The following is a 14081-nucleotide window of genomic DNA, read 5'->3' as shown; positions in this document are numbered from 1 at the left end:
ACCCGCCCCCGGCATCCGATACGTCGGCAACGGCCGACGCCCAGGCACCCGCCCGAAGAAACAACAACCGTCACCGAAGTCCTGACACACCAACCGTCACCCAAGTCCTGATGCGGAACTGTCACCCATGTCCTGAGACATCACACCGACCGCTCGGCGCACGGATGGGTTGACTCGAACAAAAGTTCGAGAAATTGTCGGTACCAGGGTGTTCAATGACGGGGTGAGCAGTTCAGCACCCGTCGTCTTCGACGTCATCGACGAGGTCATCGGACCGCTGCGGGCCGAGATGCCGCAGCGGCCTTCGGTGATGGAGTTCTACGACCCGCATTTCGAGGTGCCGCCCGTGCTGGCCGAGGAGGAGCCCGCCGGAGCGGCTTCGGGACTGAGCCTCGCCGAGGAGGTCCGGCAGTCGTTCGGGCCGATGCTCGGCGCCGGCTTGGCCGAGGAGGTGGAGCAGTACACGCGCTTCGTCGCCGGGATGGCCGCGCTCGGCCTCGCCGCGGACGGGGAGGTGACCGCCGAGGCGGTCGAGCTGTACCGAGTGCTGCGCGGCGGGTTCATCCGGGGAGTGGTCACCGGGGTGTTCCCGGCGAGCGAGGAGCCGTGGGAGGTGCGGTTCTTCGGAGACGAGGACTTCACCACGGTGATGAGCAAACTGGGCCGCCGGGCGCGGCTGCGGTCCGGAATGCTCAGCGCACTGCCCGGATGGGTGTTCGACGGCCTGCCCGATCGCCCGCCCGGCCCCGGCCCCGCCGTGCGCATCGAAACGGACGACAGCGGCCTGATCCCACGGGAGGCGTGGGGAGACCTGGACGTCATCCGGCAAGCCGTGGCCCGGCCCCGGCAGGGAACGGTGCTGGTGGACCTGGCCGTCCGGGACGCGGTGCTGGCGGAGTATCCGCACGGCGCGTTCGGATTGGTGGACAACGATCAAGGGAGGTACCAGTTCCGAGCCGCCCCGCGAGGCGGCGGCAGGGGCGGATGGGTAGTGACGTGGTCTCCGGCTACCCGGGGGACTGCCGAGGCATGGATCGTGGAGGCGGTGCGCAGCCATGCTTGACCGGGGGTGAGGGGGGCTGGGCTGGTCTTGGGCGGCCGAGCCCGGGGAGAGCCCGGCTGAGCGACGGGCTGCCTGGCTGGGTTCGGCGTGGTCCGGTTGGGCGTGGGTGGTCCGGTCGTGTTCGGGAGGGCCTGGCTGGGCGCGGGCCAGCTCGGCTGGGTTCGGCGTGGTCTGGTTGGGCGTGGGCGGTCTGGTCGTGCTCGGGAGAGCCTGGCTGAGCGCGGGGGCGGTTCGCCTGAGTTCGGCCCAGCTCGGCTCGCCCCGGCTGGGCTCGGCTCGGCCCGGCTGGGCTCGGCTCGGCCCGGCTGGGCTCGGCTCGGCCCGGCTGGGCTCGGCTCGGCCCGGCTGGGGTCGTGCTCGGGAGAACCTGGCTGAGCGCGGGGCGGTCCGCCCGGGTTCGGGTCAGCCCGGCTGGATCTGGGGCGGCTGAGCGTGCGACGGGTCCTGCCGAGCGGTGCTGATCCAGGCTGGGCTCCGGCCGCGGTTGGCTGGGGCGAGCGTGGCTCAATCGCGCTCAGCGCCTTCCCGAGGCGGACGTTGTCGGTTCATTGGTCCCGACTGAGGCGTCCAACCCGGCCGCCTGCCAGCTCGGTCGAATCGCCAGCCCGGGCTGCCTGCGAGCCGTGCCGTTCTGACGGCTTGGCTACCAGGTCGGCCAGTCCAACCGGTTCGGCCGCGGACCGCACGCCCCTGCCTGCCCACCGGCCATTCAGCCCCTACAAACCAGCCATCCACGCCCCCTAAATCAACCCCGCTCCACCACCACCGGAGGCCCCAGTTCCGCCGCCAAAACCCCTCCCCAAGCCCGTCCGTAGGTGGTCACTGGTCCGGGTGGCGCGCCTTCCCCCGGGCGCGGGCAGTAGTGGTTCTGCGGCCATTGGGTGGATGCGGGGACCGGTACTCTCGCCGACACTGGACTCGGCGGACATTCCGTAGTGAGGTGGTCACCATGAGCACGAGCGACGGGACTCCGTTTTTTCCCGCCTCCGGGCCTGACCGGGACGGGACGTTGGCCGGTGACGTCGGCGAGGTCGGGGGCGAGCGGTTCTCCGATCCGTTGTCCGGGTTCGAGATGGCGTCCAACCGCGCGCCCCGGCCGCTGCCGACTGCCAAGCCGGTTCAGCATGACCCCGAAGAGGTCAAGCGGATGGTCGAGGCCGCGCTCAAAGAGGAAGCCAAGAAAAAAGAAGTCGTCAAGACGCCGAATCCGATTCCGCCTTCCGACCGGCCGGATCTGGTTCCGCTCGGGTTGCTGCCGCGGCAGCGGACCTGGCCGACCAAGGCTCCTCAGCTGCTCAAGAAGGTGCCCCGGCCGCGGCCGAAGCGGGTTACCGAGATCGCTGACGACGACATCGAGGAAGAGCTCGCCGAGCGGCAGAGCCGGCGTGGGATGCCCTCGATCAGCATGCCCAGCTTCGGGCGTCCGTCCAGCAGCACGGCGGGCGTGGTGCTCGCTGTGGTGTTGCTCATCGTGTTCGGAATCGTGGCGATCGAGCTCATCGCTAGCCTGGTGAGCAGTGTGAAGGGGCTGTTCGGCTGACACCCGCTGACCTCGGATATCACGGGGCGTGCCCTCCTCCCGTGTGCGGCGGGACTACCCTGGCTGCTACACGGTCGGGGGATCCGCCGGGGTCGCCTGACTCCGCCGTGACAAGTGGGGTGGGCGTATCAGCGAGGGCGTACGGTCGGTGCCTGGCACCGGCCCGGGCGGATCGGGCGGGACGTCCACGATCCATCGGGCCCGCCGGGTGCTGGCGATCAAACCGTTCCGTCGGCTGTGGGGCGTCACGTATCTGTGCAGTGTCGCCGACTGGCTGAACCTGCTGAACCTCACCAGCCTGAGCACCAAACTCCTCGACAACTACTCCGCGCAGAACTACGCGTTCGTCGGCGTCATCGTCACCGCGCTGCTGCCCGGACTGCTCTTCGCACCGGTCGGCGGACTGCTCGCGGACCGGTTCGACCGGCGCAAGATCATGGTCGTCTGCGACCTGTTGCGCTGCGGGTTCCTGCTCTCGATCGCCGTCGTCGGGGCGCCGTGGTGGCTGTTCGTGGCGAACTTCCTGGTCGGCTGCTGTTCGATCATGTGGATCCCGTCCAAGGACGCGGCGGTGCCCAACCTGCTGCGCCGCCCCGAGCAGGTCGAGACCGCCAACCAGCTCGGCATGGTGATGACCTACGGCCTCGCCGTCATCACCGCCGCCGGGGCGAACGCGCTGATCCAGGGCGCGAACTCCACGTTCCACCTGTTCCAGGGCCCCGGCGTCGACCTGTACATCGCCAAGGTCGTCGTCGTCATCACCGGCCTGCTGTACCTGATCAGCGGCATCCTCGTCGCCACCCGCATCCCCGAGCTGTCCCTGCGCGACGTCCACTCGCTGCCGCAGCAGAAGGTCAAGCGGGCCGACGAGGAGAAGTTCGGCTTCGGCGCGATGATGCGCGACGGGCTGAAGTTCGTCCGCAGCACGCCGATCGTCCGCGGCCTGCTGATCGGTGCCTTCGGCGCGTTCGCGGCCGGTGGCGCGGTCATCGGCGCGGCCAAGCCGTACTCGTCGTCGCTGCTCGGCGGCGACGCGGCGTTCAACCTGCTGATGCTGGCCGTCTTCATCGGCCTCGCGCTCGGCATGGCGCTGGCCCCGAAGCTCGCGCACCGGCTCCCGCACGACCGGCTGTTCGGCATCTCGATCGTCCTCGCCGGGCTCGCGCTCGGCGTCGTCGCGTTGTCGCCGCACCTGGCGATCTCGGTCGGCGCCGTCGCCTTCGTCGGCATCTGCGCCGGCACCGCCTTCCTCACCGGCGTCACGATCATCGGCTCCCGCGTCGAGGACGCGATCCGCGGCCGGATCAACGCGATCTACCAGGCGATGCTCAAGATCGTGCTGTTCGGCGCGACGGTGGTCACGCCGGTGCTGATCGGCCTGGTCCGGCAGCGCAACGTCAACCTGTTCGGCACGCCGATCATCGTCGACGGCACCCGTCCGGTCATCCTCGGCGGCGGCCTGCTCGCGGTGCTGCTCGGGATCATCGCCTACCGGCAGATGGACGAGCGGCGCACCGAGAAGATCTTCAGCGACCTGCGCAACGCGCTGCGTCGCAACCCGCGCCGCGTCAACGGCTTCCTGATCGCCATCGAGGGCACCACCGCGGTCAACACCGCTGAGCAGGCCGCTCGCCTCGCGCGGTGGCTCGGCACCGGCACCCGCCCGGTCGTCCTCACCGCCGACCCGGCGCTTGGCGAACAGCGCTTCCGCACCCTCGTCTCGGACGCTGCCCTCACCGGGGTGCGGGCGCAGGCGCTCGTCGCCGCGGCCGTGCGCGCCGAACTGGTGGAACGCCAGATCCAGCCCGCGCTCGACGCCGGGTCCGTCGTCGTCATGGAACGCTTCGTCGACTCCCCGCTCGCCTCGCTGTCCGCTGCGGGCGAGCTGGACCGCGACGAGCTGGAAGGCCTGGTCGACTGGGCCACCGGACGGCTCCGCCCCGATCTCACCGTGCTTCTCGACTCCGAGCATGCCGATGCTCCGCAGCCGCCGCTGAAGGACCAGCTCTGGGTGCAGAAGCTGCTCGCCGAGATGGCTGCCGCCGACCCGGACCGGTACGTGGTGGTTGACGCCGAGGGCTCCGACGGCGACGTCGCGGGTCGCGTCCGCGGCGCCGTCCAGTCGGTCTTCGTCGGCTCGCTCGCCGGGCTCGCCCCCGCGGAACCTCCGGAGGAGGAGCCCGAGGACGCGGCTGTCGCGGACGTCGCCGAGGCGGCGGCCGCCGAAGCGGAAGCGACGCAGAACGGCGCGGACGCATTGCCTGTAGTGTCCAAAGTGGAGGATCGGTGACGACCCCGATCGGCGTCTGGACTGAGCTTGTCGGCCAGGAACCTGCCGTGGAAACACTGTCGACCGCGGCGGCCGCGGCGGCCAAGATCGTTGCCGGGGAACCCGTCGCGCCAGCGGCGATGACGCACGCCTGGCTGCTGACCGGACCGCCCGGCTCCGGCCGTTCGGTCGCCGCGCGCACGTTCGCCGCGGCCCTGCAGTGCAGCACCGGAACCGGTTGCGGCGCTTGCCCCGGCTGCCGGACGACGATGGCCGGCACCCACGCGGACGTGCGGCTCGTCGTCCCGGAAGGACTGTCCATTTCGGTCGCCGAGATGCGCGCGCTCGTGCAGGCGGCGGCGCGCCGGCCGACGACCGGCGAGTGGCAGGTCGTGATCATCGAGGACGCCGACCGGCTCACCGAGGGCGCTTCGAACGCGCTGCTCAAGGCCGTGGAAGAGCCGCCCGCCCGCACCGTTTTCCTGCTGTGCGCGCCGTCGGATCATCCGGAGGACGTCTCGGTCACCATCCGTTCGCGGTGCCGGTTGGTCCCGCTGCGCACCCCGCCCGCCGAGGCGATCGCGCAGGTGCTGATCTCCCGGGACGGCGTCGAGCACGAGCGTGCCAACTGGGCCGCGGCGGTGTGCAACGGCCACGTCGGCCGCGCGCGCCGCCTCGCCACTGATGAAGCCGCTCGCCAGCGTCGTGCCACCGTGCTGCGGATTCCGCTCGGACTGCGTCGTCCGGACGACGTTTTCACCAGCGCCGACCAGCTGATCAGCGCGGCGGAAGCGGACGCGGGCGAGGAAAGCAAGGGCCGCGACGAACAGGAACGCTCCGAACTGCGCACCGCGATGGGCGGCGACGGCACCGGCAAGGGCGTCGCCGGAGCGAAGCGTGCCGCCGAGGCCGCGGTGAAGCAACTGGAGAAGCGCCAGAAGTCCCGTGCGACGCGAACCCAGCGCGACACGCTCGACATCGCCCTGGTGGATCTGGCCGGGTTCTACCGCGACGTGCTCGTGACGGCTTCGCGTTCCGGTGCGACGCTGACGCATCCCGACCACGCCGAGCAGATCAACTCGGCCGCGGCGGCTTGGTCGCTGGAATCGACGATGCGCCGCCTGGAAGCCGTCCTGGAATGCCGTGAGGCGATCGGGCTGAACGTGAAGCCGCGGATCGCGGTCGAAGCCATGGTCACCACGCTTCGCCAAGGCTGACCCAGACCGGTTAACGAAAACGGCCCCCTCGCCAGCAGCGAGGGGGCCGTTCTCTCTTGCCTAGCGCGTCAGTCGCGCGGATGCGGCGACGGCTTGAACGGCGTGTCCGGACCGCCGGTCGGCCGCTTCAGCACCAGCGCGGGACGCCGCCGGTTCGGGAACGCCGCCACCATCACGACGCCGAGCAGCAGCATCGCCGTACCCGTCCAGAACAGCGGCACCGTGTCGTACGCGCCGTTCGTGTAGGCCAGGTGCTTCACCGGACCGGCCGGTGCGGCACCGCCCTGCGGCGGGGCGGGCGGAGTCGTCGTCGAACCGCACACGACGCCGCCGGTCGGGGCGTACGCGCGGGCGATCTGCTCGCCGAGCGACAGCTGCGCCAGCGACGACGGCAGGTTGTCGCCTGCCTGCGTCGGCAGCAGCTCCTTGAGCTTCTGCGTCGGCAGCACCTGGAGGTCGAGCAGCCGCGCGGCCGCGCCGATCTGGTAGCCCTTGAACGGCGTGGTCGCCTCGGACTGCTTCTGGTCCAGGTTCGCGATGCTCAGCCGCAGCACGCCGAGGTCGAGCACCTTCCCGGTGGTGTCGCCGAGCTGCTGCAGGCCCTTCGTCGCGGTGGCGACGAGGCCGCCGACCACCGGCACGTTGTCCAGCGCGCCGAACTGCTGGCTCAGCGGTGCGAGCGGCAGGCCGATCGGGATGTCCTTGGTCGGGTGCGCCGCGTCGAGCGTGTACAGCGTCTTGCCGCCGGCCGCGATGGTGATCACCGGAGCCTGGTAGTCGACCTTGGACGTCTTCGCGTCGCCGGTGGAGGTGACGGTGAGCGTCGGCTGGCTGGCGACCTTGAGGTTCAGCTCGAGCGGGGTGCCCTTGAGGATGTTGATGTCCGCCGCCTGCAGCGTGGACCTCGACTGCACCGCCTTGTTCTTCGAACCGGGGATGTCGACGAGCTTGACCTGCGACCGCGACGACAGCGTGTTCGGCAGGCTCAGCAGCGAACCGGTGCCCGTCGCGGGAGTCTGGCCGCTGCCGGGCAGCAGGCCGCCGAGGCTCTGCAGCCCGCTCTTCGGGTCGAAGCCCTGCGCGAGCTGGGTGCCGTCCGGCAGCTTCAGCCCGCCGCTGCCGAGCAGCGGGACCTGCGGCAGCGTCGGGATGACGTTCAGCAGCGACAGGCTCGCGACGGACGTGCTGGCGTCGGCGATCGTGTCCACGCACGGGCCGAGCGATTCGCTCCAGCGGGCGTGCGCGGTGCCGTTCAGCAGCCCGACGTTGAGCAGCGGGTTCGGCGGCGCGTTCAGGCCCCCGCTGATCTCCTTCGGGTTGTCCGGAAGCGCGGTCTGCACGAGGCTGCCCGGCGTCTGCGGAGCCTGGCCCCCGACGGCCAGCCCGAACGGAGACGACTGCGCGATCGACTTCTCGTAGGCCAGGTAGGCCTCCGAGTTCGCCGACGCGCTGGACAGGCCCATGCCGGCCTCGAGCGCGGACTGCTTCGGCAGCGTCTGGCCGAAGCCCGGAAGGATCGTGCTCGTGGTGACCGAGTTCGGCAGCAGCCGCAGGACGCCGAGCGCGGTGCCCGCGTCGCCCACCGCGTGCCCGAGCGGCTGCGGCCCGATGGGCGCGGACGCGGGCGGCTGCGAGGGGTTGTTCGGCTGCGGAATCGGCGTCGTGGGAATCTCCTGCGCACCGGCCGGCGCGGCCAGGAGCAGCAGCAACGCGGCAGTTGCGGGTACCGCCAGCGCACGGGGCAGTCTTCGCTGCATGTGCCGGGTCCTCCAGTGGATCGCCGGGTCGGGGGGTGAGACCGAAGTCATAGGAGCCTAACGACGCGGCCCCCGCAAGGTGACGCACCACGCCTCCGCTACACTGATGACCGTCGCACAGCGGCATGCCGCCTTAGCTCAGTCGGCCAGAGCGATTCACTCGTAATGAATAGGTCGGGGGTTCGATTCCCCCAGGCGGCTCCACGAATCAGGCCCCGTCCGAGACACCTCGGACGGGGCCTGATTCGTTCGATGGGCAATCCCGAGATTCACCCGTTAGGGGAGTTAGCTCCGTTCGGCGAGCAGCTCCAGCCCGCCGGATCCGAGGCGCAGGACGGACGGGACCAGTTCCGTCGTCTCGTACGGCGAAGCGAGCACCTGCTTCCGGACGGTGTCCGCCATGTCGGAACCCTCCCTGGCGACGTACATCTCGTCCGGGCAGGGCAGGCCGACGATCAGGCTTCCGGTCCCGAGGTGCGGTGCCAGCTGGGCATGCAGATCGGGCAGCGCGAGCGCGGACGCCGCCAGCTGGTTCTCCCTGGCCAGCGAGACCAGCACGTCCTCGCCCGAACTGCGGACCTCGAACTTCAGCCCGCGGACCAGGGCACCGAACCCGACGTCGAACAGTTTCTCGAGCGGCGCGCCCATCTGTTCCTGCTCGTGCCGGGTGATGTGCTGCATCCCGATCTTGCCCTCCGGGGTCCGCGACACCACCGCCAGCGCGACCGACACCTTGCCGGGCACGAGCGGGCGGTGCGGCAGTGCCTCGAGCAGTTCGGCGCGCGGCGAGGACGCGCTCCAGAGGATCGGCAGGATCTCCTCGGCGCTTTTCCGCTGCTCGGTTTCGGCCATTACGGCGCGGGCTTCGGCGAAGGCGCGGTCCCATTCACCGGGACCCGGCCGGGGGAAACTGTAGGTGCACTCGGCCTTCCGGAAATTCTTGGCCATGAATTTCTGATCGGCCGCGGAGGGCTGCCATTCGCTGTACACGGCCAAAACCGCGGACCCGCGCACCTTGTGCTGCTGCCGGATGCTCGCCCACGCCTGTTCGACCGCGTCCTCGGCCTGGGTGGGCGCGCTGGCCAGCACCGGTTCGGGGAGGCCTTTGATCCGGAAGACGACGAGGTTCTGGGAAACGTCATCGTTCATGAGATTCCCCTGAGGGAAAAAGATCTTCGCATGCGTCCTGGCTACCACAATCGGCGCGCAGTCCGGCGAGGCTGAACGAGAGCATGCGCCGCCACGCGTCCGGGGTTGCCTCAACGGTCTCGCGCACGATCAGCGCGTTCGTGAAGATCAGCAGCATCAGATCGTCGGACGTGACATCCGCGCGCAGCGTCCCGGACCGTTGCGCGCGTTCGAGCAGCCGGACCGACTTCGCGAGTTCGGCCGTGCAGCGCGCGGTCAGTTCAGGCGCGTCCTGGAGTTGCCTGCTGATCGCGTCGCGGAACGCGGGATCGTCGGCTTGCTGTTCGCACAGCACGGTCACGTAGGTGACGAACGATTCCCACGGGTCGTCGACCGCCTCCGCCCGGCGCATCGCCTCGTCCATCCGCTCGGCGGCCAGTTCCGGCATCACCGCGTCGATCAGCGCTTCCCGTCCGCCGAAGCGGTTGTAGAGAGTCCCGGCGCTGACGCCCGCCCGCTGTGCGATTTCCTCCAGCGGAACCGCCAGGCCCTTCTCCCGGAAGGCTTCCGCCGCCGCGGCGAGAAGCCGTTCCTGGTTGCGGCGGGCGTCTCGGCGCAGCGTGGGCTTCCCCTCCGTTTTCACCAGGTCATCGTAGGTTCGGACGAGAAAGTTGACAACGGTCTCAACTTGGCGCCAAAGTTGAGACCGCCATCAACTTATGGAGGTTCCGTGTCGAAAACCCTGGTTCTGCTCGGTGCTGGCACCGGCCTTGGCCCTGCGATCGCCCGGCGCTTCGGCGGCGAGGGCTTCCGGATCGCCCTCGTCGCGCGCAACCGTGGACGGCTCGCGGCCTTGGTTGATCAACTGGCCGCGGAGGGCATCGAAGCCGCGGCGTTCCCGGCGGATCTGGCGCGTCCGGCGGAGATTCCCGTGTTGGTCGACGGGATCCGCGACCGCTTCGAGCGGATCGACGTGGTGGCGTACGCGCCGTTGGACCTGAACGGTTTCACTCCCGCCGCCGACTTGACCCCGGTAGTCATGCAGCAGCTTCTCGATCTGTATTTCTTGACCCCGATCGCTCTGGTCCAGGCGGTTTTGGGGGAGCTGCGCGACCGCGGCGAAGGCAGCATCCTGATCAGCCAGAGCGTCTCGGCGACGCAGCCCGCGCCTGTCCTGAGCGGCATCGGGCCGGCGATGGCGGCGACCCGCAACTACATCCAGAGCCTGTCGGCGGAAATCTCGCCGCACGGCGTGCATGCGGCGACACTCCAGATCGGAGCCATGATCAGGGGCAGCGCCGTCCATTCCGCACTGCTGTCCGGTGCCCTCGAACCCAATACTGAGTTTCCGGAGATCGACCCGGCCGACATCGCCGAGACGCTGTGGGAGATGCACGCCAAGCGCGACGCCTCCGACCTTCAGCTTCCCTAGCTGCGTTGCGGGGCAGCGGATTCCGGGATCGGCTCGCCGACGCCAGTCGTCAGCAGCGCGTGCAGGCTCGTGTTGACGCAGCTCGTCCAGCCGCGCGAGCACTCGCGGTAGCAAGCCTGGTCCGGAGTGAGGCCGTGGTGCGTGAAGCGCAACGTGGTCCCGTTCGGGCCTGGCGAGATGTCGAAGCTCATCCGGGTGTCGGTCCATTCGTCCGGCTGATCCGTGAAGGCGACGTACGCGTCCTCGACGTGCCAAGCGACGCGGCGGCCGGGCACGAGCTCCGTGACACGGATCCGGGTCGACGGGATTCCCTTGTCCACAAAGGAAAACGCGTCGCCAACGGTGGTCGCGGTGCCGGTGATCGTTTTGCTGAACCAGGCTCGGACGTCGGTGACCGCGGCGAAGACCTCTTCGGGGGTGCGGTCGACGGTCAGCTCGGTGGTGAAGGAGTTCATCGGTCTTCCTTTCGCCAAGTAATGCAACTGAATGGTTGCAACACTATGGCAACCATTCAGTTGCGTCAATGAGGTGTGGTTGCCTAGGCTCGGTCCGGAAGGAGCACGACATGGGGTTTCCCGACCGCATCGAGCGGACGGTCGAGCTGGCGCAGCCGCCCGCGAGGGTGTGGACGGCGCTGACCACCGCGGACGGCCTGAGCGCCTGGTTCGGCGACGAGGCTGAGATCGACCTGCGTCCGGGCGGTCTCGGCCGGGTTGCGTGGATCGGCGAGCGCAGTGCCGAGATCCGGGTCGAGCGCGTCGAGGAGCCCGCGGTGTTCGGCTTCACCTGGCAGGTCGACGGGATGCCGGAGGACGACCCGCGGCGCACGTACGTCGAGTTCACGCTGCGGGCGGACGGCGGCGGGACCCGGCTCACCGTCGTCGAATCCGGGTTCGCGCAACTGCCGGACGGCCAGTACCCGGCGACCTACCGTTCGCACGTCGAAGGCTGGGCGCGCGAACTGGACGAGCTGGTGGCCAGTCTCGATGGCAGCTGACTCCGAAGCGGTCGCCGAGCAGGTATTCGCCGCGCTCGCCGATCCGACCCGGCGCGCGATCCTCGCCGAGCTGGCCGCACGCGGTCCGGCGACGGCGACGGACCTGGCGGCGCGGCTTCCGATCACGCGGCAGGCGATCGCCAAGCACCTCGGCCTGCTGTCCGACGCCGGGCTGGTCGCCGCCGAACCTGGTGAGCGCCGCCGCGTGCGGTACCGGCTCGATTCCGCGCCGATGCGGGTCGCGCAGCAGTTCCTCGCCGCGCTCGCGCGGGACTGGGACGGTCCGCTCGCCGCGCTGCGGGCTCATCTCGACGGCGAAGAATGACCCGCGATTTCACTCATGTGAGGGACGGAGTCGGCCGACTGGCCAGCGGCAAAGGGCCGGAAGAACGAGGGCGGGGCACGCCGGTCTCGGTTGACTGGAAGCCATGAACAGCGTGCGGAACAAGGCGGTACTGGCCGCGACCGGGATCGCGGCTCTGGCCACGGTCGCGTCGTGCGGGCTCGGCGCCTCGGTCGAGGAGAAGTCGAACGGCCACGTGAAGGCGGTTTCCTACGACACCGGAAAGCAGGGCAAGGCCAACGCGGACGCCCGGCTGCCGTCGTGGGTGCCCGACGACGCGAAGTCGGTCACCGAACTGATCCGCACCACCGGTTCGGAACGGATTCTGCGCTACCAACCAGGTCCCTCCGGCCTGCCCGCGCTGTGCAAGCCGGGAAAGGCCGAGGCGAAAGCGCCGACGCTCACCGCGGACTGGTGGCCGGCGGGCGAGCACAAGCGGATGGACACGGACTGCGGCGGCTGGCACGTCGCGGTCGAGACCGACGGCGTGTTCGCCTATCAGGTCGAAACGGTGGCCAACGCCGACAAATAACAGCGGCCGCCCCGGAAACCGGGGCGGCCACTGTCTGTCCTCTGTGGTCAGTTGGCGGGCGGGGTCAGCTTCAGCACCGTCGCGGTGGCTTGCCCGCGCGGGGTGCGGTAGCTGATTTCCTCGCCTGCCTTCGCGTTGGCCAGCGCGAGGCCCAGCGGGCTGTCGGAGGTGATCGCGTCCGCGTCCTCGCCGGGAAGGGTCACCACGGTGAACTCTTCCTCGTCACCGTCGGAAAAACGCAGCGAAACCCGCGTGCCGTCGGGAAGCAGCGAGCTGTCGTACGCGCCGTGCTCCAGCTTCGCGGTGACGTCGGCGATCTGCCGGTCCAGACGCGCCGCTGCCTCGGCGCGGTCGATCACGTCCGCCTGGTCGGCGGCGTCCCCCGTGCGTTCCTGCTCGCCGGGCTGCGGCGATAGCGCCTCGCGTTGCGCGCGCAGATCCGCGATTTCCTTCTCCAGCTGACGGCGCGCCGCCTCGCTGAGCCCCTTGTCCCCTGAGATCACCATGCCGGGCATTGTCCGCTGCGCGGACCGGGGTGGCCAATCCGGTTTTTCACCCGCCGGAAGACGTTGGGACGACTGGCCTAGGATTCAGGGCTGCCGTCCTGACAAACGTAACGAGGATCACCGTGAGCGCCGTACCCGGTCGCAGCACCCAGCTGTCGCCCAACCAGTTGCAGAAACAGGAACTGATCGTCGAAGCCGCTCGCAAGGTCCTCGCCCGCGAAGGGCTCGCCGGCTGCACGGTACGCGCGATCGCCGAGGCCGGGCCGCTCACCAAGAGCGCGATCCACTACTACTTCGCCGACATCGACGTGCTCATCGACCGGGCGATGGCCGCGCACATCAACACTTTCGCCGCGGGGCTGCGCAAGGTCGCGGACAAGCACTCCGACCCGCGCAAACGGCTTTTCGCGGTGACCGAGGCCTACCTCGCCGAATTCGCCGACCGTCCGCGCGGCGCGTTCCTCTGGTTCGAGTACTGGATCGCCGCGGGCCGCGCGCAGCATCCGCAGGCGATCGACGCGATGCTCACCTCGATCACCGAACTGTTCGCCGAACTCCTCGCCCCGCTCGACGTCGACGATCCGCGCGCCCGTGCCCGCGCGCTGCTGAGCTATCTGCTCGGCGCGGTGGTGCAGCAACGCGTCCGGCCGCGGTCGTCCGCGAGCCTCCGCGGCGACATCGAGGCGCTCTGCTTCGCCGGATACCGCTGACGCCGCTTAGGCTCCCGGCATGCCTTTGTTCTCCTTGGACGGCGTCAGCCCGCAGGTCCACCCGGACGCCTGGATCGCCCCCACCGCCACCCTGATCGGCAACGTGACCGTCGAGAAGGACGCTTCGGTCTGGTACGGCGCGGTGATCCGCGCGGACTTCGGCCCGATCGTCATCCGCGAGGGCGCGAACATCCAGGACAACTCGGTGATCCACTCCGGACCCGAGATGACCGAGGTCGGCCGCAACGTCACCGTCGGGCACCAGTGCCTCGTGCACGACTGCACGGTCGGCGAACAGGCGTTGATCGGCAACGGTTCCACCGTGCTCGACCGCGCGGTGATCGGGGCGCGCGCGTTCGTCGCCGCGGGGTCGACGGTCACGCCCGGCACCGAGGTCCCGGCGGAGACGATCGCGATGGGCAGCCCGGCGAAGAAGTTCGTGGAGCTCACCGATTCCGCGCGGCTGTGGGTCGACCACAACGCGGCGGTCTACCAGGAACTCGCCCGGCGTCATCGCGGCGGACTCGAGCAGGTCTGAGCCGTTTCCCGTCCGTTCCCGCGGACCGGACGGGGCTGGCGCGGTGCAC

15 protein-coding genes and 1 tRNA gene are annotated in these 14081 nt (G+C 69.8%); 11 read left to right on the top strand and 5 right to left on the bottom strand.

The window, feature by feature from the left end:
- Positions 1 to 208: 208 nt before the first annotated feature.
- The 4 genes from PUT80_RS26925 to PUT80_RS26910 all read left to right on the top strand — a co-directional run bounded on the left by PUT80_RS26925 (position 209) and on the right by PUT80_RS26910 (position 6089).
- On the top strand, positions 209 to 1063 hold the full coding sequence (locus PUT80_RS26925) for an ESX secretion-associated protein EspG (protein ID WP_037808327.1): 855 nt from the start codon (positions 209 to 211) through the stop codon (positions 1061 to 1063).
- 949 nt (positions 1064 to 2012) lie between these two features.
- Entirely contained in the window at positions 2013 to 2603 is a 591-nt protein-coding gene (locus PUT80_RS26920; RefSeq protein ID WP_235146556.1) for a hypothetical protein, read from the top strand.
- A gap of 148 nt (positions 2604 to 2751) precedes the next feature.
- Positions 2752 to 4893 (top strand): dTMP kinase, encoded by a 2142-nt coding sequence (locus PUT80_RS26915; protein ID WP_238603951.1) that lies wholly within the window; start codon positions 2752 to 2754, stop codon positions 4891 to 4893.
- Positions 4890 to 6089 (top strand): DNA polymerase III subunit delta', encoded by a 1200-nt coding sequence (locus PUT80_RS26910; RefSeq protein WP_275293900.1) that lies wholly within the window; start codon positions 4890 to 4892, stop codon positions 6087 to 6089. The genes PUT80_RS26915 and PUT80_RS26910 overlap by 4 nt, the downstream gene beginning before the upstream one ends.
- Positions 6090 to 6157: 68 nt before the next feature.
- Here the strand turns inward: PUT80_RS26910 and PUT80_RS26905 are convergent, their stop codons facing one another.
- On the bottom strand, positions 6158 to 7846 hold the full coding sequence (locus tag PUT80_RS26905) for a hypothetical protein (protein ID WP_051728625.1): 1689 nt from the start codon (positions 7844 to 7846) through the stop codon (positions 6158 to 6160).
- 127 nt (positions 7847 to 7973) lie between these two features.
- Here PUT80_RS26905 and PUT80_RS26900 point away from each other — a divergent pair.
- A tRNA-Thr gene (locus tag PUT80_RS26900) sits at positions 7974 to 8050 on the top strand.
- A gap of 81 nt (positions 8051 to 8131) precedes the next feature.
- On the opposite strand, the gene PUT80_RS26895 is transcribed toward PUT80_RS26900, so the two are convergent.
- The gene (locus tag PUT80_RS26895; protein WP_275293899.1) at positions 8132 to 8995 is read right to left on the bottom strand and encodes a hypothetical protein; all 864 of its coding nucleotides are present in this window, start codon (positions 8993 to 8995) and stop codon (positions 8132 to 8134) included.
- A complete protein-coding gene (locus tag PUT80_RS26890; protein WP_275293898.1) occupies positions 8985 to 9617 on the bottom strand; it encodes a TetR/AcrR family transcriptional regulator in 633 nt (210 codons plus the stop codon). Before PUT80_RS26890 ends, PUT80_RS26895 begins: the two co-directional genes overlap by 11 nt.
- An 87-nt stretch (positions 9618 to 9704) precedes the next feature.
- On the opposite strand from PUT80_RS26890, the gene PUT80_RS26885 reads away from it, so the two are divergent.
- Complete coding sequence (locus PUT80_RS26885; protein ID WP_275293897.1) at positions 9705 to 10406, top strand: SDR family NAD(P)-dependent oxidoreductase; 702 nt, start codon at positions 9705 to 9707, stop codon at positions 10404 to 10406.
- On the opposite strand, the gene PUT80_RS26880 is transcribed toward PUT80_RS26885, so the two are convergent.
- Complete coding sequence (locus PUT80_RS26880) at positions 10403 to 10861, bottom strand: SRPBCC domain-containing protein (protein ID WP_275293896.1); 459 nt, start codon at positions 10859 to 10861, stop codon at positions 10403 to 10405. The genes PUT80_RS26885 and PUT80_RS26880 overlap by 4 nt on opposite strands.
- Positions 10862 to 10971: 110 nt before the next feature.
- Between PUT80_RS26880 and PUT80_RS26875 the strand changes: the two genes are divergently transcribed.
- From PUT80_RS26875 to PUT80_RS26865, 3 genes are all read left to right on the top strand, one after another.
- Positions 10972 to 11403, top strand: a complete 432-nt coding sequence (locus PUT80_RS26875) for an SRPBCC domain-containing protein (RefSeq protein WP_275293895.1) — start codon at positions 10972 to 10974, stop codon at positions 11401 to 11403.
- On the top strand, positions 11393 to 11728 hold the full coding sequence (locus PUT80_RS26870) for a metalloregulator ArsR/SmtB family transcription factor (protein WP_134728489.1): 336 nt from the start codon (positions 11393 to 11395) through the stop codon (positions 11726 to 11728). Before PUT80_RS26875 ends, PUT80_RS26870 begins: the two co-directional genes overlap by 11 nt.
- A 103-nt stretch (positions 11729 to 11831) precedes the next feature.
- Positions 11832 to 12278, top strand: a complete 447-nt coding sequence (locus PUT80_RS26865; RefSeq protein ID WP_037808308.1) for a hypothetical protein — start codon at positions 11832 to 11834, stop codon at positions 12276 to 12278.
- A 47-nt stretch (positions 12279 to 12325) separates the two neighbouring features.
- Here PUT80_RS26865 and PUT80_RS26860 read toward each other — a convergent pair whose 3' ends face one another.
- Entirely contained in the window at positions 12326 to 12784 is a 459-nt protein-coding gene (locus PUT80_RS26860) for a GreA/GreB family elongation factor (protein ID WP_037808306.1), read from the bottom strand.
- Positions 12785 to 12906: 122 nt separating this feature from the next.
- Here PUT80_RS26860 and PUT80_RS26855 point away from each other — a divergent pair, with 122 nt between their 5' ends.
- Positions 12907 to 13494 carry a TetR family transcriptional regulator gene (locus tag PUT80_RS26855; protein ID WP_037808304.1) on the top strand — a complete coding sequence of 196 codons (588 nt, stop codon included), beginning with the start codon at positions 12907 to 12909 and terminating at the stop codon, positions 13492 to 13494.
- Between the two features lie 19 nt (positions 13495 to 13513).
- On the top strand, positions 13514 to 14032 hold the full coding sequence (locus PUT80_RS26850) for a gamma carbonic anhydrase family protein (RefSeq protein WP_043827126.1): 519 nt from the start codon (positions 13514 to 13516) through the stop codon (positions 14030 to 14032).
- The last annotated feature ends 49 nt before the right edge of the window (positions 14033 to 14081 follow it).

The sequence above is a fragment of the Amycolatopsis sp. La24 genome (assembly GCF_029087445.1).
In the GTDB taxonomy this organism is placed as follows: domain Bacteria; phylum Actinomycetota; class Actinomycetes; order Mycobacteriales; family Pseudonocardiaceae; genus Amycolatopsis; species Amycolatopsis nivea.
Note: the sequence above shows the minus strand (reverse complement) of the source record. Positions and strands in the feature narration are given on the sequence as shown.

What these genes read in the sequence shown, in the direction of transcription:
- PUT80_RS26920 (WP_235146556.1), top strand. Translation starts at nt 2,013, where the DNA reads ATGAGCACGAGCGACGGGACTCCGTTTTTTCCCGCCTCCGGGCCTGAC.
- PUT80_RS26870 (WP_134728489.1), top strand. Translation starts at nt 11,393, where the DNA reads ATGGCAGCTGACTCCGAAGCGGTCGCCGAGCAGGTATTCGCCGCGCTC.
- PUT80_RS26880 (WP_275293896.1), bottom strand. Translation starts at nt 10,861, where the DNA reads ATGAACTCCTTCACCACCGAGCTGACCGTCGACCGCACCCCCGAAGAG.
- PUT80_RS26905 (WP_051728625.1), bottom strand. Translation starts at nt 7,846, where the DNA reads ATGCAGCGAAGACTGCCCCGTGCGCTGGCGGTACCCGCAACTGCCGCG.
- PUT80_RS26860 (WP_037808306.1), bottom strand. Translation starts at nt 12,784, where the DNA reads ATGGTGATCTCAGGGGACAAGGGGCTCAGCGAGGCGGCGCGCCGTCAG.
- PUT80_RS26850 (WP_043827126.1), top strand. Translation starts at nt 13,514, where the DNA reads ATGCCTTTGTTCTCCTTGGACGGCGTCAGCCCGCAGGTCCACCCGGAC.
- PUT80_RS26865 (WP_037808308.1), top strand. Translation starts at nt 11,832, where the DNA reads ATGAACAGCGTGCGGAACAAGGCGGTACTGGCCGCGACCGGGATCGCG.
- PUT80_RS26895 (WP_275293899.1), bottom strand. Translation starts at nt 8,995, where the DNA reads ATGAACGATGACGTTTCCCAGAACCTCGTCGTCTTCCGGATCAAAGGC.
- PUT80_RS26875 (WP_275293895.1), top strand. Translation starts at nt 10,972, where the DNA reads ATGGGGTTTCCCGACCGCATCGAGCGGACGGTCGAGCTGGCGCAGCCG.